We start from the raw sequence: 19,063 nt of genomic DNA on the forward strand, positions 1-19,063 counted from the left end.
TTTAACACGTGGCGCCAACTCTATGTTCTGACAGGCGTTTTACCCACGCAAAAAACAAGTGACATTAAGCTAGCACGACCAAAGGCAACTTTACACCGTCTGTCGCGTCTGCTGAGGCTTTTGCCTACATGTTCACACCCTTTCTTTACCCCTTATGCGTCAACCATGGCCATCGCTTCTTCCACATCAACTGCAACAAGGCGTGAACAGCCAGGCTCGTGCATGGTCACCCCCATCAGCTGGTCGGCCATTTCCATGGCGATCTTGTTGTGGGTGATGTAGATGAACTGCACGGTTTCGCTCATTTCCTTGACCAGGCGCGCATAGCGCCCGACGTTGGCATCGTCCAAAGGCGCGTCGACCTCGTCGAGCATGCAGAACGGCGCCGGGTTCAGCTTGAAGATGGCGAACACCAGGGCCAGGGCCGTCAGTGCCTTCTCGCCACCGGACAGCAGATGGATGGTGCTGTTCTTCTTGCCCGGCGGGCGAGCCATAATCGTCACCCCTGTATCGAGTAGATCTTCGCCCGTCAGTTCCAGATAAGCGCTGCCACCACCGAAAACTTTTGGGAAAAGTGCCTGTAATCCGGCATTTATCTGATCAAAGGTATCCTTGAAGCGGTTGCGGGTTTCCTTGTCGATCTTGCGGATGACGTTTTCCAGGGTCTGCAGTGCCTCGACCAGGTCGGCGTCCTGGGCATCCAGGTAGCGCTTGCGCTCGGACTGCTGCTCGTACTCTTCGATGGCCGCCAGGTTGATCGCGCCCAGGCGCTGGATACGCGCCTCGACCTGCTCCAGTGCCTGTTCGGTCCCCTGCTCGCTGGCCTCGGCCTCGAGCGTGGCGAGCACGCCCTGCAGATCATAGCCGTCGGCGAGCAGTTGCTCCTGCAAGGTCTTTCGCCGCACGTCCAGCCCCTGGGACTCCAGGCGCTGCTGCTCCAGCTGGCCGCGCAGCAACTGGGCCTGCTGCTCGGCCTGGGTGCGGCGGCGCTCGGCATCGCGCAGTTCGCGGTCTGCCTCGTCCATGTGCAGCCGCGCTTGGCGCATCTCTTCATCGACGCCCATGCGTCTCTCAAGCAACTCCTCGAGTTTCAGGCGCAACTCTTCGAGCGGTGCCTCGCCCTCCTCGAGATTCAGGTTCAGTTGCTCCTGACGCTCGTTCAGGCGCGCGGCCTGCTGCTCCAGGCGCTCGAGCGCCTGGCGGGTGGAATCGTGCTGGGCGCGCAACGAGCCCAGGCGCACGGCCAGTTGATGGGCATGGTCCTTGTGCTGGCGGGCCTCCTGGCGTACCCGGTCGAGGCCTTCGCGCAGGGTGTCGCGGCACGCCATGAGTTGCTCGCGCTGCTCGGTGTCCTGGGCCATCAGGTCGAGGGATTCCTGCAACAGCAGGCGTGCCTCGCCCAGCTGCTCATGCTCCAGGGCGCGCTGCTCCTGGAGCTCGGCCAGTTCTTCGTGCAAGCGTCGGCGGCGCAGTTCGAGCTGTTCGGCGCGGGCCCGGCCAGCGGACAGGCGCGCCTTGAGCTCACCGTGCTGGCGGCTCTCGTCCTGGCTGCGACGGCGCAATTGCTCGCGCTGCTCCTCCAGGTCGAGCTGTTGTTCACGCAGGCGCTGCAGTTGCTCGTCAAGCTGTTCGAGCGACGCCTCCTGCTCCAGTTGTTCCTGGGCCAGGCGTTCGATTTCCTGGCCCCTGGCCAGCACGCCGCCCTGGGCTTCACCACCGCGGCTGACCCGCAGGAAATGCCGCCCGACCCAATATCCGTCGCGGCTGACCAGGCTTTGCCCAGCAGCCAGCGACGCTCGCTGCGCCAACGCCTGCTCCAGCGTTTCAACCGGCCTGACCTGCCCCAGCCAGGCCGACAGGTCGGCCCGCCCCTCGACCTTGTCGAGCAGGCTGCCGGGAACACGCGGGCCCTCGCCCCCTGCCAGCAGCAGGCGCAGATCGCCCTGCTCCAGCGCGGCGAAGTCCAGGCCGGCGAAGTCGTCCAGCAGCACTGCCTGCAGGTCGGCGCCAAGCACGGTTTCCACCGCCAGCTCCCAGCCGGGCTCGACCCGCAGCCCCTCGGCCAGGCGCGGGCGCTGCTCCAGACCCTGGGCGCGCAGCCAGTCGGCGGCACCCACACCGGGCTCCAGCGCAGCCTGCTGCAAGGCCTCCAGCGAGGCCAGGCGCCCGCCCAGGCGCTGCAGATCACCCTGCTGTTGCTGTTGCACCTGGCTGGTCTGTTGCAATTGTTCGCGCAACCCTTCCAGGCGCTCGACCACCTGCTGCTCTTGCAGGTGCAGCTCTTCGAGCAGCAACTCGCTGCTGGCCACTTGCTCGCCCAGATCGGACGTCTCGGTGTCCTGGGTATCACCACCGAGCTGCTCGCCCTCCTCGCCCAGCTTGCGCTGGCGCTCGGCCAGGCGCTCCAGGCTGGATTCGAGCTGCGCCAGGCGCGCCTGCTGCACCTCGGCCTGACGGCGCGGCTCGGCGGAGCGGGTGTTGAAGCCGTCCCACTGCTCCTGCCAGCCATGCATGCCAAGCTCAGCTTCCTCCAAGGTCGCGGCGGCTTCCTCGGCTGCGGCCAGGGTCAGCTCCTGCTCCGGCTCGAGCATCGCCAGTTCTTCGCCGAGGGTCGCCAGCAAGGTGCGGTCGTGCCCCAGGTGCGATTCGGTTTCCAGGCGGCTGCGTTCGGCTTCCTTGAGGTCGTCCTGCAATTGGCGCAAGCGCTGCTGGCCATGCTGGATGCTCTGCTCGACGCGAGCGATATCACCGGCCACCGAATAGAAGCGGCCCTGCACCTGGTTGAAGCGCTCGGACAACTCATGGTGACCGTCGCGCAGTCGCTCGATGCTGGCGTCGGCGTTGCGCTGCTCGGCCACCAGCGCCTCGAAGGCGACCTCCTGGTCGCCGATCACCGTCTCACGCTGGCGTACCCGATCATCCAGGTCGCGCCAGCGCAGGGCTGCCAGGCGTGCCTTGAGCTGACGCTCCTCGGCCTTGTACTCACGGTATTTCTCGGCAGCCTGGGCCTGGCGGTGCAGGCGCTCGATCTGGCGTTCCAGCTCTTCGCGCAGGTCGGTCAGACGCGCGAGGTTTTCCTGCGTGCGGCGGATGCGGCTCTCGGTCTCGCGGCGACGCTCCTTGTACTTGGAGATGCCCGCCGCTTCCTCGATGAAGTTGCGCAGCTCCTCGGGCTTGGCCTCGATCAGCTTGCTGATCATGCCCTGCTCGATGATCGAATAGCTGCGCGGCCCCAGGCCGGTGCCGAGGAAGATATCGGTGATGTCACGACGCCGGCACTTGGTGCCGTTCAGGTAATAGGTGTTCTGCCCGTCGCGGGTGACCTTGCGGCGGATCGAGATCTCGGCGTAGGCGGCGTACTCGCCCACCAGGCTGTTGTCGCTGTTGTCGAACACCAGCTCGATGCTGGCCTGGCTGACCGGCTTGCGGCTGGTGGAGCCGTTGAAGATGACATCGGTCATCGACTCGCCACGCAGGTTCTTCGCCGAACTCTCGCCCATCACCCAGCGCACCGCGTCGATGATGTTGGATTTACCGCAGCCGTTGGGGCCGACCACGGCGGCCATGTTGCTGGGGAAGTTGACCGTGGTCGGGTCGACGAACGACTTGAACCCGGCCAGGCGGATGCACTTCAGGCGCACCGGTCAGACTCGCGCCAGCGCCGCCAGAACCAGTTCGCAACTGCGCTGGCAATAGGCGGTGAGCACCTCGCGGATGCGCGGCAGGTCGCGGGCGACCACGGCTTCGAGCAGGCGGGCGAACAGCTCCAGGTAATCGACCATGTTGGCCTGGCGCTGGTCCAGGGCCAGGTAGTAGGCGCGGCTCATGGCTGGTTGCAGGTTCTCGACGGTTTCCTGCAGGTACGGGTTGTTGGCGAATGGATAGGCGGCGCGCATCACCGCGAAGCTGTCGCCGACGAAGGCCTTGATGTCCTTGCCGGCATGGGCCTGCTTGAGGCGCTGCTGGATGTCCAGGAACGGGCGCAGGTCGCCCTCGGTGCGCCAATGCTGGGCAACGGCATTGCCCAACAGGATGTAGAACTCGCCCATCAGGGCGCACAGGCTGCGCACGCTGTTCTCGTCGAGTTCGGTCACATGGGCGCCGCGGCGCGGCAGGATGGCCACCAGGTGCCGGCGCTCGAGGATGAGCAGCGCCTCGCGCACCGAACCGCGGCTGACGTTGAGGGCCTGGGTGACCTTCTGCTCCTGGATGCGCTCGCCGGGTGCGAGTTCGCCGCGGATGATCCGCTCGGCCAGGTAGTGGGCAATTTGCTCGGAGAGGCTGTCCGGCGCCTTGAACGTCATGGTTTTCCTTCGCAATCTGGGTAGCTGTGCACAAGGACGCGATTGTAGCGCACTTGCCAGGCGCTCGCGCAGCGGGACTGCGTGCTTTGTGCGACTGGCGGGTCAACTTTCCTGCACGGCGCGAACTATGCTTTGGAAAAGGCTCGATGAGGCGGTCAGGAAGGCCTTCGTGCAAATTCTTGACCTTTGGGTCAGAAAATTATTGACCCAGAGGTCAGCCGTTGCTTAGAGTCCGCCGGAACAACAATAAAACCATTGCGAGGCCCTCCCCCGTGATCCAGTTTCTCGTCAACCAGGAGCTGCGCAGCGAGCACGCCCTGGACCCGAACATGACGGTGCTGCAATACCTGCGCGAGCACCTGGGCAAACCCGGCACCAAGGAAGGCTGCGCCAGTGGCGACTGCGGTGCCTGCACCGTGGCTGTCGGCGAACTTGTGCAGGACGACAAGGGCGGCGACAGCATCCGCTACCGCAGCCTCAACTCGTGCCTGACCTTTGTCTCTTCCCTGCACGGCAAGCAACTGATCAGCGTAGAGGGCCTCAAGCACCAGGGCGAACTGCACAGCGTGCAAAAGGCCATGGCCGACTGCCATGGTTCGCAATGCGGCTTCTGCACGCCCGGTTTCGTCATGTCGCTGTTCGCCCTGCAGAAGAACAGCCAAGGCCACGACCTGCACCAGGCCCAGGAGGCCCTGGCCGGCAACCTGTGCCGCTGCACCGGCTACCGGCCGATCCTCGAGGCCGCCGAGCAGAGCTGCGCACGCCCCTGCCGCGACCAGTTCGACGCCCAGCAGGCACAGACCATCGCCCGCCTCAAGGCCATCGCCCCGCAACAGACCGGCGAGCTCAACAGTGGCGACAAGCGCTGCCTGGTGCCACTGACCGTGGCCGATCTGGCCGACCTGTATAGCTCGCACCCCGAGGCACGCCTGCTGGCCGGCGGGACCGACCTAGCGCTGGAAGTCACCCAGTTCCACCGCACCCTGCCGGTGATGATCTACGTCGGCCATGTCGCCGAGCTCAAGCGCATCGACAAGACCGCCAGCCACCTGGAGATCGGCGCCGCGACCCCGCTGACCGACTGCTACACCGCACTCAACGAGGAATACCCCGACTTCGGCGACCTGCTGCACCGCTTCGCCTCGCTGCAGATCCGCAACCAGGGCACCTTGGGTGGCAATATCGGCAACGCCTCGCCGATCGGTGACTCGCCACCTCTGTTGATCGCCCTCGACGCACAGATCGTCCTACGCCAGGGCGAGCGCCAGCGCACCCTGGCGCTGGAAGACTACTTCATCGACTACCGCATCACTGCACGCCAGGACAGCGAGTTCATCGAGAAGATCATCGTGCCGCGCGCAAGCAACGACTGGGCCTTCCGCGCCTACAAGGTGTCCAAGCGCCTGGACGACGATATTTCCGCGGTGTGCGCGGCGTTCAACCTGAGCATCGAGAACGGTGTGGTCAGCGGCGTGCGCATCGCCTTTGGCGGCATGGCGGCAATCCCGAAACGCGCCCGCGCCTGCGAAGCCGCGCTGCGCGGCAAGCCCTGGAACCAGGCCAGCGTCGAACGCGCCTGCCAGGCCCTGGCCGAGGACTTCACCCCGCTCAGCGACTTCCGCGCCAGCCGCGAGTACCGCCTGCTGACCGCGCAGAACCTGCTGCGCAAGTACTTCATCGAACTGCAAACGCCGCATATCAAAACCCGGGTGACCGCCTATGTCTAACCATCACGCCGTCAAGAGCCAGGCCGAGATGGCCGCACTGTTCAGCCAGGACCTGACCACCGGGGTCGGCCGCAGCCTCAAGCACGACAGCGCCGACAAGCACGTGGCCGGCGAGGCGGTGTACATCGACGACCGCCTGGAATTCCCCAACCAGCTTCACGTCTATGCACGCACCGCCGACCGCGCCCATGCGCGCATCCTGCGCATCGACACCACGCCCTGCTACCAGTTCGAAGGCGTGCGCATCGCCATCACCCATGAGGACATCCCGGGGCTCAAGGATATCGGCCCAGTGGTGGCTGGCGACCCGTTGCTGGCCATCGACAAGGTCGAGTTCTTCGGCCAGCCGGTGCTCGCGGTTGCCGCCTGCGACCTTGAGACCGCCAGGCGCGCCGCCATGGCCGCCATCATCGAGTACGAAGACCTGGAGCCGGTGCTCGACGTGGTCGAGGCCCTGCGCAAGAAGCACTTCGTGCTCGACAGCCACACCCACCAGCGCGGCGACTCGGCTGCTGCATTGGCCACTGCCCCGCACCGTATCCAGGGCACCCTGCACATCGGCGGCCAGGAACACTTCTACCTGGAGACCCAGATCAGCTCGGTGATGCCCGGCGAAGATGGCGGCATGATCGTCTACTGCTCGACGCAGAACCCCACCGAGGTGCAGAAGCTGGTGGCCGAGGTGCTCGACGTGCCGATGCACAAGATCGTCGTCGACATGCGCCGCATGGGTGGCGGTTTCGGCGGCAAGGAAACCCAGGCCGCCAGCCCCGCGTGCCTGTGCGCGGTGATCGCGCGCCTGACCGGCCAGCCAACCAAGATGCGCCTGCCGCGGGTCGAAGACATGACAATGACCGGCAAGCGTCACCCGTTCTACGTGGAATACGACGTCGGCTTCGACGACAGCGGCCGCCTGCACGGGATCAATTTCGACCTGGCCGGCAACTGCGGCTACTCGCCGGACCTGTCCGGCTCGATCGTCGACCGCGCCATGTTCCACTCCGACAACGCCTACTACCTGGGCGATGCCACGGTGCACGGCCACCGCTGCAAGACCAACACGGCCTCCAACACTGCCTACCGCGGCTTCGGCGGCCCGCAGGGGATGGTCGCCATCGAGCAGGTGATGGACCATATCGCCCGTCACCTGGCCCTCGACCCGCTGGCGGTGCGCAAGGCCAACTACTACGGCAAGACCGAACGTAACGTCACCCACTACTACCAGACCGTCGAGCACAACATGCTCGAGGAGATGACCGCAGAGCTCGAGGCCAGCAGCGACTACCATGAGCGCCGCGAGTCGATCCGCCGTTTCAACGCCAACAGCCCGGTGCTGAAAAAAGGCCTGGCGCTGACCCCGGTGAAGTTCGGCATCTCGTTCACCGCCACCTTCCTCAACCAGGCAGGTGCCTTGATCCACATCTACACCGACGGCAGCATCCACCTCAACCACGGCGGCACCGAGATGGGCCAAGGCCTGAACACCAAGGTCGCGCAGGTGGTGGCGCAGGTGTTCCAGGTCGACTTCAATCGTATCCAGATCACCGCGACCAATACCGACAAGGTGCCCAACACCTCACCGACAGCCGCGTCCAGCGGCGCCGACCTGAACGGCAAGGCAGCGCAGAACGCCGCCGAGATCCTCAAGAAGCGCCTGACAGAGTTCGCCGCCCGGCACTACAACGTCACCGAGGAAGACGTCGAGTTCCGCAACGGCCATGTGCGCGTGCGCGAGCAGATCGTCAGCTTCGAGCAGTTGGTGCAGCAGGCATACTTCGCCCAGGTATCGCTGTCGACCACCGGTTTCTACCGTACGCCGAAGATTTTCTACGACCGCAACCAGGCCCGTGGCCGCCCGTTCTACTACTTCGCCTTCGGCGCCGCCTGCGTGGAGGTTATCGTCGATACCCTCACCGGTGAATACAAGATGCTGCGCGCCGACATCCTGCATGACGTGGGCGACTCGCTGAACCCGGCCATCGACATCGGCCAGGTGGAGGGTGGTTTCGTCCAGGGCATGGGCTGGCTGACCACCGAGGAACTGGTGTGGAACGCCAAGGGCAAGCTGATGACCAACGGCCCGGCCAGCTACAAGATCCCGGCAGTGGCCGACATGCCGATCGACATGCGCGTCAAGCTGGTGGAAAACCGCAAGAACCCCGAGGACACCGTGTTCCATTCCAAGGCCGTGGGCGAGCCGCCGTTCATGCTCGGCATTGCCGCCTGGTGCGCGATCAAGGACGCAGTGGCGAGCATCGCCGACTACCGCGTGCAGCCGAACATCGACGCGCCATCGACGCCGGAGCGAGTGTTGTGGGGTTGCGAGCAGATGCGCAAGGCGGTGGCTGCGGCGCAGCCTGCCGAACAGCAACTGGAACCTGTGACGCACTGACGCCACGCTCCCTGTAGACGCGACCTTGCGTTGCGCCTACAGGGGACCGAGGAGGACTGAAGACATGCATCAATGGATCAACGCCCTCGCCGACCACCAAGCCCGTGGCGAACCCTGCGTGTTGGTGACCATCATCGAGGAGCGCGGCTCCACTCCGCGCAACGCCGGCTCGAAAATGGTAGTCAGCACCAGCGCGCTGTACGACACCATCGGCGGCGGCCACCTGGAGTTCAAGGCCCTGCACATCGCCCGGCAGATGCTCGCGGAACACCGCAGCACCCCGCATCTGGAGCGCTTCAGCCTCGGCGCCAGCCTCGGCCAGTGCTGCGGCGGCGCCACCGTGCTGCTGTTCGAGCCGATGAGTGGCGTGCAGGCCGAGATCGCCGTGTTCGGCGCGGGCCATGTCGGCCGCGCTCTGGTACCCTTGCTCGCCGCGCTGCCCTGCCGGGTGCGCTGGATCGATTCGCGCGAGCAGGAATTCCCCGCGCTCATCCCCGACGGGGTGAGCAAGATCGTCAGCGAAGAGCCGGTCGACGAAGTCGCCGACCTGCCCGCCGGCAGCTACTGCATCGTCATGACCCATAACCACCAGCTGGACCTGGAGCTGACCGCCGCGATCCTCAAGCGCAACGACTTCACCTGGTTCGGCCTGATCGGTTCGAAGACCAAGCGCGTCAAGTTCGAGCACCGCCTGCGCGAGCGCGGCTTCGAAGACGCGCTGATGGCGCGCATGCGCTGCCCGATGGGCCTGGCCGAGGTCAAGGGCAAGCTGCCGATCGAGATCGCCGTGTCCATCGCCGCCGAAATCATTGCCACCTACAACGCCTGCTTCGGCCAGCACGACGCTGCCGCCAATTCAGGCCCCATCGCCCAGTTGCTGCCGTCCTCGCGACGCAGCCAGACCCTTTGACGAGAGCCCCATGAGCGCAACCCGCAAAGCCTACCGAGCCGCCATCCTGCACAGCATCGCCGACCCCGCCGAGGTCGGCCTGGAGGCGTCCTGCGAATACTATGAAGACGGCCTGCTGGTAGTCGACGGCGGCCGCATCAGCGCCCTGGGCCATGCCAGCGAGCTGCTGCCGACCCTCGACGCTGACATCCCGGTGCAACACTACCAGGACGCCCTGATCACTCCGGGCTTCATCGACACCCATATCCACTTCCCGCAGACCGGCATGATCGGCTCCTATGGCGAACAGCTGCTGGACTGGCTGAACACCTACACCTTCCCCTGCGAAAAGCAGTTCGCCGACAAGGCCCACGCCGACCAGGTGGCGAAGATCTTCCTCGCCGAACTGCTGCGCAACGGCACCACCACCGCGCTGGTGTTCGGCAGCGTGCACCCCGAGTCGGTCAACGCCCTGTTCGAGGAGGCCGAGCGCCTGGACCTGCGCATGATCGCCGGCAAGGTGATGATGGACCGCAACGCGCCCGACTACCTGACCGACACCGCCGAGTCCAGCTACCGCGACAGCAAGATGTTGATCGAGCGCTGGCACGGCAAGGGCCGCCTGCACTACGCGGTCACCCCCCGCTTCGCGCCGACCAGCACGCCGGAACAGTTGAGCGTGGCCGGTCAGTTGCTCAAGGAGCACCCGGGCGTGTACATGCACACTCACCTGTCGGAGAACCTCAAGGAAATCGACTGGGTCAAGGAACTGTTCCCCGAGCAGAAAGGCTACCTTGACGTCTACGACCACTTCGAGCTGCTCGGCGAGCGCTCGGTGTTCGCCCACGGCGTGCACCTGTGCGACGACGAGTGCCAGCGCCTGGCCGAAACCGGTTCGGCCATCGCCTTCTGCCCGACCTCCAACCTGTTCCTCGGCAGCGGCCTGTTCAACCTGCCCCAGGCCGAGCGCTTCAAGGTCAACGTCGGCCTGGGCACCGATGTCGGCGCCGGCACCAGCTTCTCTCTGCTCAACACCCTCAACGAGGCGTACAAGGTGATGCAGCTGCAAGGCGCGCGCCTGCACCCGTACAAGTCGCTGTACCTGGCTACCCTAGGCGGCGCCCGCGCCCTGCGCCTGGACGACCGCATCGGCAGCCTGCGCCCGGGCAATGACGCCGACTTCGTGGTGCTCGACTACAAGGCCACCCCGTTGTTGGACTACCGTCTGCAGCAGTCGAAGAGCATCGAGGAGACCTTGTTCGTGCTCACCACCCTGGGCGACGACCGCACCGTGCGTGAAACCTACGCCGCCGGGCGTTGCGTGCACCAGCGCTAAGGCTGTTTCGCCAACCCTCGGTACAGTGCGCCGCCGATCGCTGCCCCGATCAGCGGCGCCAGCCAGAACAACCACAGCTGCTGCAGCGCCCAGCCACCCACGAACAAGGCCGGCCCTGTGCTGCGTGCCGGGTTGACCGAGGTGTTGGTGACCGGAATCGAAATCAGATGTATCAGGGTCAGCGCCAGGCCAATCGCAATTGGCGCAAAGCCGGCCGGTGCCCTGGCATCGGTGGCGCCCATGATGATCACCAGGAACATCGCGGTCATCACCACCTCACTGGTGAAGCCTGCCGCCAGCGTGTAGCCGCCCGGCGAATGCTCGCCGTACCCGTTCGAGGCCAGGCCGCTGGCCAGTTCGAAGCCGGCTTTGCCACTGGCGATGAAGTAGATCACCGCTGCGGCCAGGATGGCGCCGATCACTTGGGCAATCACATAGGGCAGCAGCTCTTTTGCCGGGAACCGCCCGCCCACCACCAAACCGAACGACACGGCCGGATTGAGGTGACAACCCGAGATATGGCCGATGGCGAAGGCCATGGTCAGGACAGTCAGGCCGAACGCGAAAGCGACACCGAGAACGCCGATGCCAACGGGAGAACTGGCGGCCAGCACGGCACTGCCGCACCCGCCAAGGACCAGCCAGAAAGTGCCGACCAGCTCGGCACCCATGCGCACACCCAGAGATGAAGTCATGAACCCTTCCTCAAGTAATTGGACGCAACGACTGCGCAAGCCCAACTGCTTGATGAAGGTTTGCTGGTGTGAAATCTAGCAGAGCTTTGGCCAAGGGCCAGTAACGACGAAGGGCCGCTAAGCGGCCCTTCGGTCATCAAGGCAAACGTTCAACCCTTGGCGGTAGCCTTGGGCTTTTTCAGCAGGTGCGAGAACACCGCGTGCAGGTCGTCCGAGGCGCTCTCCTCGTCGAGATTGAGCTTGCTGTCGATATGGTCCATGTGATGCATCATCAGGCTTACCGCCTGCTCGGCATCACGGGCCTCGATCGCATCGATCAGCTGCATGTGCTCATCGTACGAGCAGTGCGAGCGGTTACCGCTTTCGTACTGGGCGATGATCAGCGAAGTCTGCGACACCAGGCTGCGCTGGAAGCTCACCAGTGGCGCATTGCCGGCGGCTTCGGCCAGCTTGAGGTGGAACTCGCCGGACAGGCGGATACCGGCGCCACGGTCGCCACGGGAGAAGCTGTCACGCTCCTCGCGGACCATCTGGCGCAGTTCGTTGAGCTGTTCGAGGGTGGCGTGCTGCACGGCCAGCTCGGTGATCGCGCGCTCGACCATGCGCCGCGAGAAGAACACCTGCCGCGCCTCCTCGACCGTAGGGCTGGCCACCACCGCACCACGGTTGGGCCGCAACAGCACCACGCTCTCATGGGCCAGGCGCGACAGGGCGCGGCGGATGATGGTGCGGCTGACGCCGAAGATCTCGCCCAGTGCTTCCTCGCTCAACTTGGTGCCCGGTGCCAGACGCTGCTCGAGGATCGCCTCGAAGATATGCGCATAGACGATGTCGTCCTGGGTACCGCTGCGGCCGGCCTTGCCAGTGCGCACAGGTTTTTTCAGAGGTTGCAGCTGTTCGTTCATGGGCTCTCGAGCACAAAGGATCTGCCAGTCGGACCGTGACTGTAATACCGGTCAGCGGGGGGATGGCAAGTCCTGGAAGAAGAAAAGGGGCCAAGGTATGGCGCCATTGTACACAGGCTGACCCGTTTCTGCAGGTGGCCTTTTACCTATATAGCCGTTGTACGGCAGTTTGTGAGCACAAAAGATAAAACATTATTTGCATTCTTTGTACACAAACGCATAATCCTGCGAGCAACTTCCTGACCCAAAAGTCAACAAAATGGTCGGACGTCTGCCACACCCCCTCGCGAAGCCCCCCAGTGCATGGCTCAGGACCAGGCTTCGAACAACAAGAAAGACTTGAGGAGTACTCGCTGTGGAAAGCCGCAAATCCGAAGCACCTACGCTGGATCTCGCCCCACCGCTCGAAACGGGCTGGCTGGAGCGGATTTTCAAACTCAAGCAGCATGGCAGCACTGTCCGCACCGAGCTGATCGCCGGGGTGACCACCTTCATCACCATGGCCTACATCATCTTCGTCAACCCCAACATCATGGCCGACGCCGGCATCGACCACGGCGCGGCGTTCGTCGCCACCTGCATCGCCGCCGCCCTCGGCTGCCTGCTGATGGGGCTGTACGCCAACTGGCCGGTCGGCCTGGCGCCGGGCATGGGGCTCAACGCCTTCTTCACCTACACCGTGGTCGGCACCATGGGCTACAACTGGGAAACGGCGCTGGGGGCGGTGTTCGTCTCTGGCGTGTTGTTCATGTTCCTGACCGTCTCGCGCGTGCGTGAGTGGCTGCTCAACAGCATCCCGCTGAGCCTACGCCATGCCATGGGGGCCGGCGTCGGCTTGTTCCTCGGGCTGATCGGCCTGAAGACCGCCGGCATCATCGTCGACAGCCCGGCAACCCTGGTCAAGCTGGGCTCGCTGCATGAGCCCGGCCCGCTGCTGGCGGCCGTGTGCTTCCTGCTGATTGCCATCCTCAGCTACAAGCGGGTGTTCGGCGCGATCCTGATCAGCATCATCGGCGTCACCCTGGCCGGCTGGGGCCTGGGCCTGGTCAAGTTCGGCGGGGTGGTGTCGATGCCGCCGAGCCTCGCACCGACCTGGATGGCCATGGACGTGGTTGGCGTGTTCAACGTCAGCATGATCAGCGTGGTGCTGGCGTTCCTGTTCGTGCACATGTTCGACACCGCTGGCACGCTGATGGGCGTGGCCCAGCGGGCCAACCTGGTGGCACCGGACGGGCGTATCGAGAACTTGTCGCGGGCACTGAAGGCCGACAGCACCTCCAGCGTGTTCGGCGCGGTGGTCGGCGTGCCGCCGGTGACCAGCTACGTGGAAAGTGCCGCAGGTGTCGCGGCAGGTGGACGCACCGGCCTGACCGCCGTGGTGGTTGGCGTGCTGTTCATCGCCGCGATGTTCTTCGCCCCGCTGGCGGGAATGATTCCGGCCTATGCCACCGCCGGCGCGCTGATCTACGTGGCGATGCTGATGATGGGCAGCATGGCGCATATCGAGTGGGATGAAGCCACCGACAGCATTCCGGCGATCGTCACGGTGATCATGATGCCGCTGACCTTCTCGGTGGCTGATGGCATCGCCCTTGGTTTCATCAGCTACGTGGCGCTCAAGGCGGGTACCGGCAAGTTCAAGGAGATCTCGGCCAGCCTGTGGGTGCTGTGCGCGATCTTTATCGCTAAGTTTGTGTTTCTCTAATCTTCACAGCTTCAACAAAGGGCGCTTCGGCGCCCGCACTTTTTACTACCGTAGCTCCCGCTGAAGATGCGAATTTTCCTGTTCTAGGCAGATTAGCTGACTCCACACCCGGGGGAACCTCTTCGAGCACAGTGAGGAAACCATAGCCCGCCGGATTGACCGCTGTTACATCAAACACATCCTTACTAAAGTGCTTCTCCGGTACCAACACCCCTTCAGGCGCAACCACTGCCAAGATAACGCCATCGATAGCTTTATCCTTATACGGCTTGACGTAATCACGAGTTGACCCGATATAAAAAGCCTCCCCTTGAGCTCGCCTATCAGGCCGTGAATGACCTCGGGAAACTCCCTGCAACAACCCTTTTACATTAAACGCATCTGTCGCGTGATACCCAAGCAGTACAAGCCTCGGCACCTTGCTCAATAACATCGCAGACACTTTAACATGACCGCTTGGGTCTTTGTTGTTCACTGGATCTCTCTGACAGTAGCCGTATCCATTCAAACCACCTTTGGCGAACGGACTCATACTGTCCGGGCTATTGAAATTCATCAAAACCGGATTGTACGCTCTGTAACCATTACCCAAAAGGTAATGACCAGTTGCCCTTTCCACCAACTCGCCAGTGAACCCGAGAGAAACTTGAGCGAGCCTATGGTAGCCATAGGGCGCGTATGCATATTGAGTGCTCATCAGGCCGGCTGCTCAGCTGACTGAAAGGCCGATGGTCTCAAACGACCGACACACAGACCACTGACAAAAATGTCAGGGGCACGCTGGGCCCACCTGAAAGCATATTCAGCAGACGAAAAAAAGCCCGCCAGTGTGAGAGCGGGCCAAGGACCTACGAAGATTCTTCTAGCGACCAACTAGCTTCCACGATAGGTCGAATAGCTGTACGGCGAGATCAGCAGCGGCACGTGGTAGTGCTCCTGCTGCTCGTCGATGCCGAAGCGCAGCACGACCACGTCGAGGAACGCGGTGTCCGGCAGCTTCACACCCTTGGCGCGGTAGTAGTCACCGGCGCTGAACTGCAATTGATAGACGCCGGTGCGGTAATCGTCGCCCTGCAGCAGCGGCGCATCGACGCGGCCATCGCTGTTGGTCAGGGCGGTGTTCACCAGTTCCAGTTGCTGGCCTTCGACGCGGTACAGCTCGACCTTGATCGAGCTGCCCGGGCAGCCATGCGCGGCGTCCAGTACGTGTGTGGTCAAACGTCCCATTTGCTTGTCGCCTCTTGTCATCTACGTGGGCAAAAAATACACGGCAACAGGCTGGCACCGTGCGGGAATGCAGCCATTAAGACAGTTTAGCGATAGATTGTACACAATTTTTTCTGCGTCCTAGGTCAACACTCCTCGAACACTCCATCAGTCGCAAAGACAAGCCCGATGCCGACCCTCACGGCATTAGCTGACCAATCAGGCAGGTTTCTTGCAAGCCATTCTCAGGCGACAAATGGGAAGAAATGCGGAAAAACAGGCTTACAAAGTATTTAAGAAGTTGTATACAATCAGCCCATCCGGTGGTGCGACATCCCGACGCGGCCCGCCCACCACCCGCACATACGTACAAGAAGGAAGACTGCAGTGAGCGCTGACTACCCTCGCGACCTGATCGGTTACGGCAACAACCCACCTCATCCGCAATGGCCGGGGAATGCCCGCATTGCACTGTCCTTCGTGCTCAACTACGAAGAAGGTGGCGAGCGCAACATCCTGCATGGCGACAAAGAGTCCGAAGCGTTCCTTTCCGAAATGGTCGCCGCCCAGCCGCTGCAAGGCGCGCGCAACATGAGCATGGAGTCGCTCTACGAATACGGCAGCCGCGCCGGCGTATGGCGCCTGCTCAAGCTGTTCAAGGACAGCGGCGTGCCGCTGACCATCTTCGCCGTGGCCATGGCCGCCCAGCGCCACCCCGACGTGATCCGCGCCATGGTCGAGGCCGGCCACGAGATCTGCAGCCACGGCTACCGCTGGATCGACTACCAGTACATGGATGAAGCGCAAGAGCGCGAGCACATGCTCGAGGCCATCCGCATCCTCACCGAGATCACCGGCGAGCGCCCCGTGGGCTGGTACACCGGCCGCACCGGCCCGAACACCCGGCGCCTGGTGATGGAGGAAGGCGGCTTCCTCTACGACAGCGACACCTACGACGACGACCTGCCCTACTGGGAGCCGAACAACCCGACCGGCAAGCCGCACCTGGTGATCCCCTACACCCTCGACACCAACGACATGCGCTTCACCCAGGTGCAGGGCTTCAACTGCGGCGAGCAGTTCTTCCAGTACCTGAAGGACGCCTTCGACGTGCTCTACGAGGAAGGCGCCGAGGCGCCGAAGATGCTCTCCATCGGCCTGCACTGCCGCCTGGTCGGCCGCCCGGCGCGCCTGGCCGCGCTCAAGCGTTTCGTCGACTACGCCAAGAGCCACGAGCAGGTCTGGTTCGCCCGACGCGTGGACATCGCCCGCCACTGGCACGCCACCCACCCGTACAAGAAAGAGAACGCCTGATGACTGCCTTCAAGACCCTCAAGCCCTCCACCCTGGACCGCGCCGCCTTCGTCGCGGCCTTCGCCGACATCTACGAGCACTCGCCGTGGGTCGCCGAGAAAGCCTACGACCTGGGGCAACTGGCCGAGCTGGACGAGATCGAGGCGCTGCATCAACGCATGAGCGACATCCTGCTCAGCGCCAGCCATGCCGAGCAACTGGCACTGATCAATGCTCACCCGGACCTGGCCGGCAAGGCCGCCATCCAGGGCGAGCTGACCGAATCGAGCACCAACGAACAGGCCGGCGCCGGTATCCACCAGTGCACCGCTGAAGAGTTCGCCCGCTTCACCGAACTCAACGACGCCTACAAGGCCAAGTTCCAGTTCCCGTTCATCATGGCGGTCAAGGGCAGCAACCGCCACCAGATCCTCGCGGCCTTCGAAAAGCGCATCCACAACGGCACGGATGCCGAGTTCAAGGAAGCCCTGGCGCAGATCAACCTGATCGCCCTGTTCCGCCTGCAGCAGCTGTAAGGCGCTGGCAGCGCCCTGGCCCGAGTGCGTGACGCGTCCGCACCCAGGGCCTCGGCCCGCCAGGCCACCAAAATCCAGAACAACGAATAGAAGAGATAACCGCATGCGCACCCTGATGATCGAGCCCCTGACCAAAGAAGCCTTCGCCCCCTTCGGTGACGTGATCGAAACCGACGGCAGCGACCACTTCATGATCAACAACGGCTCGACCATGCGCTTCCACAAGCTCGCCACGGTCGAGACCGCTGAGCCGGAAGACAAGGCGATCATCAGCATCTTCCGCGCCGACGCGCTGGAAATGCCGCTGACCGTGCGCATGCTGGAACGCCATCCGCTGGGCAGCCAGGCTTTCATCCCGCTGCTCGGCAACCCCTTTCTGATCGTGGTCGCGCCACTTGGCGATGCACCTGTATCAGGCTTGGTCCGCGCCTTCCGCAGTAATGGCAGGCAGGGCATCAATTACCATCGCGGCGTCTGGCACCACCCGGTGCTGACGATCGAAAAGCGGGATGACTTCCTGGTGGTTGATCGCAGTGGTTCCGGCAACAACTGCGATGAGCATTACTTCCCCGAGGAACAGATGTTGATCCTCAATCCCCACCAATAAGAAAAGGTCGGTCACCCAGGTCCGCCTGAACCGTGACCGGCGAGAGGTACATACTGTGGAAGCACACCTTCACGAATGGCTGAACCTGAGCATTCGCTGGGTTCACATGATCACCGGCGTGGCCTGGATCGGTGCATCGTTCTACTTCGTCTGGCTGGAGAACCACCTGAATCGAAGCAACCCGCGCGATGGGTTGTCGGGTGACCTCTGGGCCATCCACGGTGGTGGCATCTACCACCTGGAAAAATACAAGCTGGCCCCGCCGAAGATGCCCGAGAACCTGCACTGGTTCAAATGGGAAGCCTACTTCACCTGGATGTCCGGGATCGCCCTGCTGTGCGTGGTGTTCTACTGGAACCCGACCCTGTACCTGCTGGCACCCGGCAGCACCCTCAGCGGTGCCGAAGGCGTGGCCATCGGTATCGGCTCGCTGATCGCCGGCTGGTTCATCTACGACTTCCTCTGCGACTCGCCTCTGGGCAAGAAGCCGGCGCTGCTCGGTGCCGTGCTGTTCGTGCTGATCATCGCCGCCTGCTGGGGCTTCAGCCTGGTGTTCAGCGGCCGCGGCGCCTACCTGCACACCGGCGCGATCATCGGCACCATCATGGTCGGCAACGTGTTCCGCATCATCATGCCGGCGCAGCGCCAGCTGGTGGCGGCCATCGAGAACAACCAGACCCCCGACCCGGTGCTGCCGGCCAAGGGCCTGCTGCGCTCGCGCCACAACAACTACTTCACCCTGCCAGTGCTGTTCATCATGATCAGCAACCACTTCCCGAGCACCTACGGCAGCCAGTACAACTGGCTGATCCTGGCCGGGATCGCGGTGGCCGCAGTATTGATCCGTCACTACTTCAACACCCGCCACGACAGCAACAAGTACGCCTGGACCCTGCCTGTCGGCGCCCTGGCGATGATCTGCCTGGCGTACGTGACCGGCCCGAAACCACTGCCGAGCGCACCTGAGCAGGCCGCCGCCAAGGTCGAGTACCAACCGCTGCCGGCCACCGCCGTGGGCGGCAAGACCGCCGCCGAACTGCGCGCCGAGGAAGCCGCCAAACCTGCGCCCCCCGCCGAGGCTCCGGCCCAGGCCACAGCCCAGGCTGGCGGTGAAACCTTCGACAAGATCCACACCGTCATCCAGGAACGCTGCACCGTGTGCCACTCGGCCAAGCCGACCAGCCCGCTGTTCAGCGCCGCACCTGGCGGCGTGATGTTCGACACCCCGCAGCAGATCCAGGCGCAGGCCGCGCGCATCCAGGCGCAGGCCGTCGCCAGCCAGATCATGCCGCTTGGCAACATCACCCAGATGACCGTCGAGGAACGCAAGCTGGTCGGCGACTGGATCGCCAAAGGCGCGCAGGTCAACTGAGACACCCCACGACTGCGTGGGAGCGGGCTTGCCCCGCGATGAGGCCGGTACTCCCGGCCTCGCTTCCAAGCTCTACGTAACAAGCAAGCATCGAGC

At 63.7% G+C, this 19,063-nt stretch carries 14 protein-coding genes and 1 pseudogene; 9 read left to right on the forward strand and 6 right to left on the reverse strand.

Annotated elements, in window-relative coordinates:
• Positions 1-152: 152 nt before the first annotated feature.
• Positions 153-3,641 carry a chromosome segregation protein SMC gene (gene smc / locus BMY03_RS06785; RefSeq protein ID WP_094010608.1) on the reverse strand — a complete coding sequence of 1,163 codons (3,489 nt, stop codon included), beginning with the start codon at positions 3,639-3,641 and terminating at the stop codon, positions 153-155.
• A 3-nt stretch (positions 3,642-3,644) separates the two neighbouring features.
• The gene (locus BMY03_RS06790) at positions 3,645-4,304 is read right to left on the reverse strand and encodes a GntR family transcriptional regulator (protein ID WP_023631392.1); all 660 of its coding nucleotides are present in this window, start codon (positions 4,302-4,304) and stop codon (positions 3,645-3,647) included.
• A 272-nt stretch (positions 4,305-4,576) separates the two neighbouring features.
• On the opposite strand from BMY03_RS06790, the gene xdhA reads away from it, so the two are divergent.
• The 4 genes from xdhA to guaD all read left to right on the forward strand — a co-directional run bounded on the left by xdhA (position 4,577) and on the right by guaD (position 10,648).
• Positions 4,577-6,031 (forward strand): xanthine dehydrogenase small subunit, encoded by a 1,455-nt coding sequence (gene xdhA, locus BMY03_RS06795; protein ID WP_094010609.1) that lies wholly within the window; start codon positions 4,577-4,579, stop codon positions 6,029-6,031.
• Entirely contained in the window at positions 6,024-8,423 is a 2,400-nt protein-coding gene (gene xdhB / locus BMY03_RS06800) for a xanthine dehydrogenase molybdopterin binding subunit (protein ID WP_094010610.1), read from the forward strand. Before xdhA ends, xdhB begins: the two co-directional genes overlap by 8 nt.
• Positions 8,424-8,487: 64 nt before the next feature.
• Positions 8,488-9,333 (forward strand): xanthine dehydrogenase accessory protein XdhC, encoded by an 846-nt coding sequence (gene xdhC / locus BMY03_RS06805; protein WP_023631389.1) that lies wholly within the window; start codon positions 8,488-8,490, stop codon positions 9,331-9,333.
• Positions 9,334-9,343: 10 nt separating this feature from the next.
• Positions 9,344-10,648, forward strand: a complete 1,305-nt coding sequence (guaD, locus tag BMY03_RS06810; protein ID WP_038705703.1) for a guanine deaminase — start codon at positions 9,344-9,346, stop codon at positions 10,646-10,648.
• Here guaD and aqpZ read toward each other — a convergent pair.
• Together aqpZ and BMY03_RS06820 are read right to left on the reverse strand one after the other, a co-directional pair.
• Positions 10,645-11,343 (reverse strand): aquaporin Z, encoded by a 699-nt coding sequence (gene aqpZ, locus BMY03_RS06815; RefSeq protein WP_038705702.1) that lies wholly within the window; start codon positions 11,341-11,343, stop codon positions 10,645-10,647. The two genes, guaD and aqpZ, sit on opposite strands and share 4 nt — an antisense overlap.
• 149 nt (positions 11,344-11,492) lie before the next feature.
• Positions 11,493-12,248 carry a GntR family transcriptional regulator gene (locus BMY03_RS06820; protein WP_038705701.1) on the reverse strand — a complete coding sequence of 252 codons (756 nt, stop codon included), beginning with the start codon at positions 12,246-12,248 and terminating at the stop codon, positions 11,493-11,495.
• Positions 12,249-12,603: 355 nt separating this feature from the next.
• Here BMY03_RS06820 and BMY03_RS06825 point away from each other — a divergent pair, with 355 nt between their 5' ends.
• The gene (locus BMY03_RS06825; RefSeq protein WP_046856485.1) at positions 12,604-13,953 is read left to right on the forward strand and encodes an NCS2 family permease; all 1,350 of its coding nucleotides are present in this window, start codon (positions 12,604-12,606) and stop codon (positions 13,951-13,953) included.
• A gap of 442 nt (positions 13,954-14,395) precedes the next feature.
• Here the strand turns inward: BMY03_RS06825 and BMY03_RS26585 are convergent.
• Both BMY03_RS26585 and uraH read right to left on the reverse strand, forming a co-directional pair.
• Positions 14,396-14,644 (reverse strand): annotated as a pseudogene (locus tag BMY03_RS26585) (RHS repeat-associated core domain-containing protein); the annotation flags it as partial.
• Positions 14,645-14,826: 182 nt separating this feature from the next.
• Complete coding sequence (gene uraH / locus BMY03_RS06835) at positions 14,827-15,180, reverse strand: hydroxyisourate hydrolase (RefSeq protein ID WP_028692847.1); 354 nt, start codon at positions 15,178-15,180, stop codon at positions 14,827-14,829.
• A gap of 366 nt (positions 15,181-15,546) precedes the next feature.
• Between uraH and puuE the strand changes: the two genes are divergently transcribed.
• The 4 genes from puuE (at position 15,547) to BMY03_RS06855 (ending at position 18,967) form a co-directional block, all read left to right on the forward strand.
• Positions 15,547-16,473 (forward strand): allantoinase PuuE, encoded by a 927-nt coding sequence (puuE, locus tag BMY03_RS06840; RefSeq protein WP_038705700.1) that lies wholly within the window; start codon positions 15,547-15,549, stop codon positions 16,471-16,473.
• Complete coding sequence (gene uraD / locus BMY03_RS06845; protein WP_094010612.1) at positions 16,473-16,988, forward strand: 2-oxo-4-hydroxy-4-carboxy-5-ureidoimidazoline decarboxylase; 516 nt, start codon at positions 16,473-16,475, stop codon at positions 16,986-16,988. The genes puuE and uraD overlap by 1 nt, the downstream gene beginning before the upstream one ends.
• Before the next feature lie 103 nt (positions 16,989-17,091).
• On the forward strand, positions 17,092-17,595 hold the full coding sequence (locus BMY03_RS06850) for an ureidoglycolate lyase (RefSeq protein ID WP_023631381.1): 504 nt from the start codon (positions 17,092-17,094) through the stop codon (positions 17,593-17,595).
• A gap of 55 nt (positions 17,596-17,650) precedes the next feature.
• Positions 17,651-18,967 carry a urate hydroxylase PuuD gene (locus BMY03_RS06855; RefSeq protein WP_094010613.1) on the forward strand — a complete coding sequence of 439 codons (1,317 nt, stop codon included), beginning with the start codon at positions 17,651-17,653 and terminating at the stop codon, positions 18,965-18,967.
• The last annotated feature ends 96 nt before the right edge of the window (positions 18,968-19,063 follow it).

Origin of the sequence: Pseudomonas soli, assembly GCF_900110655.1 — a bacterium.
Lineage (GTDB): Bacteria > Pseudomonadota > Gammaproteobacteria > Pseudomonadales > Pseudomonadaceae > Aquipseudomonas > Aquipseudomonas soli.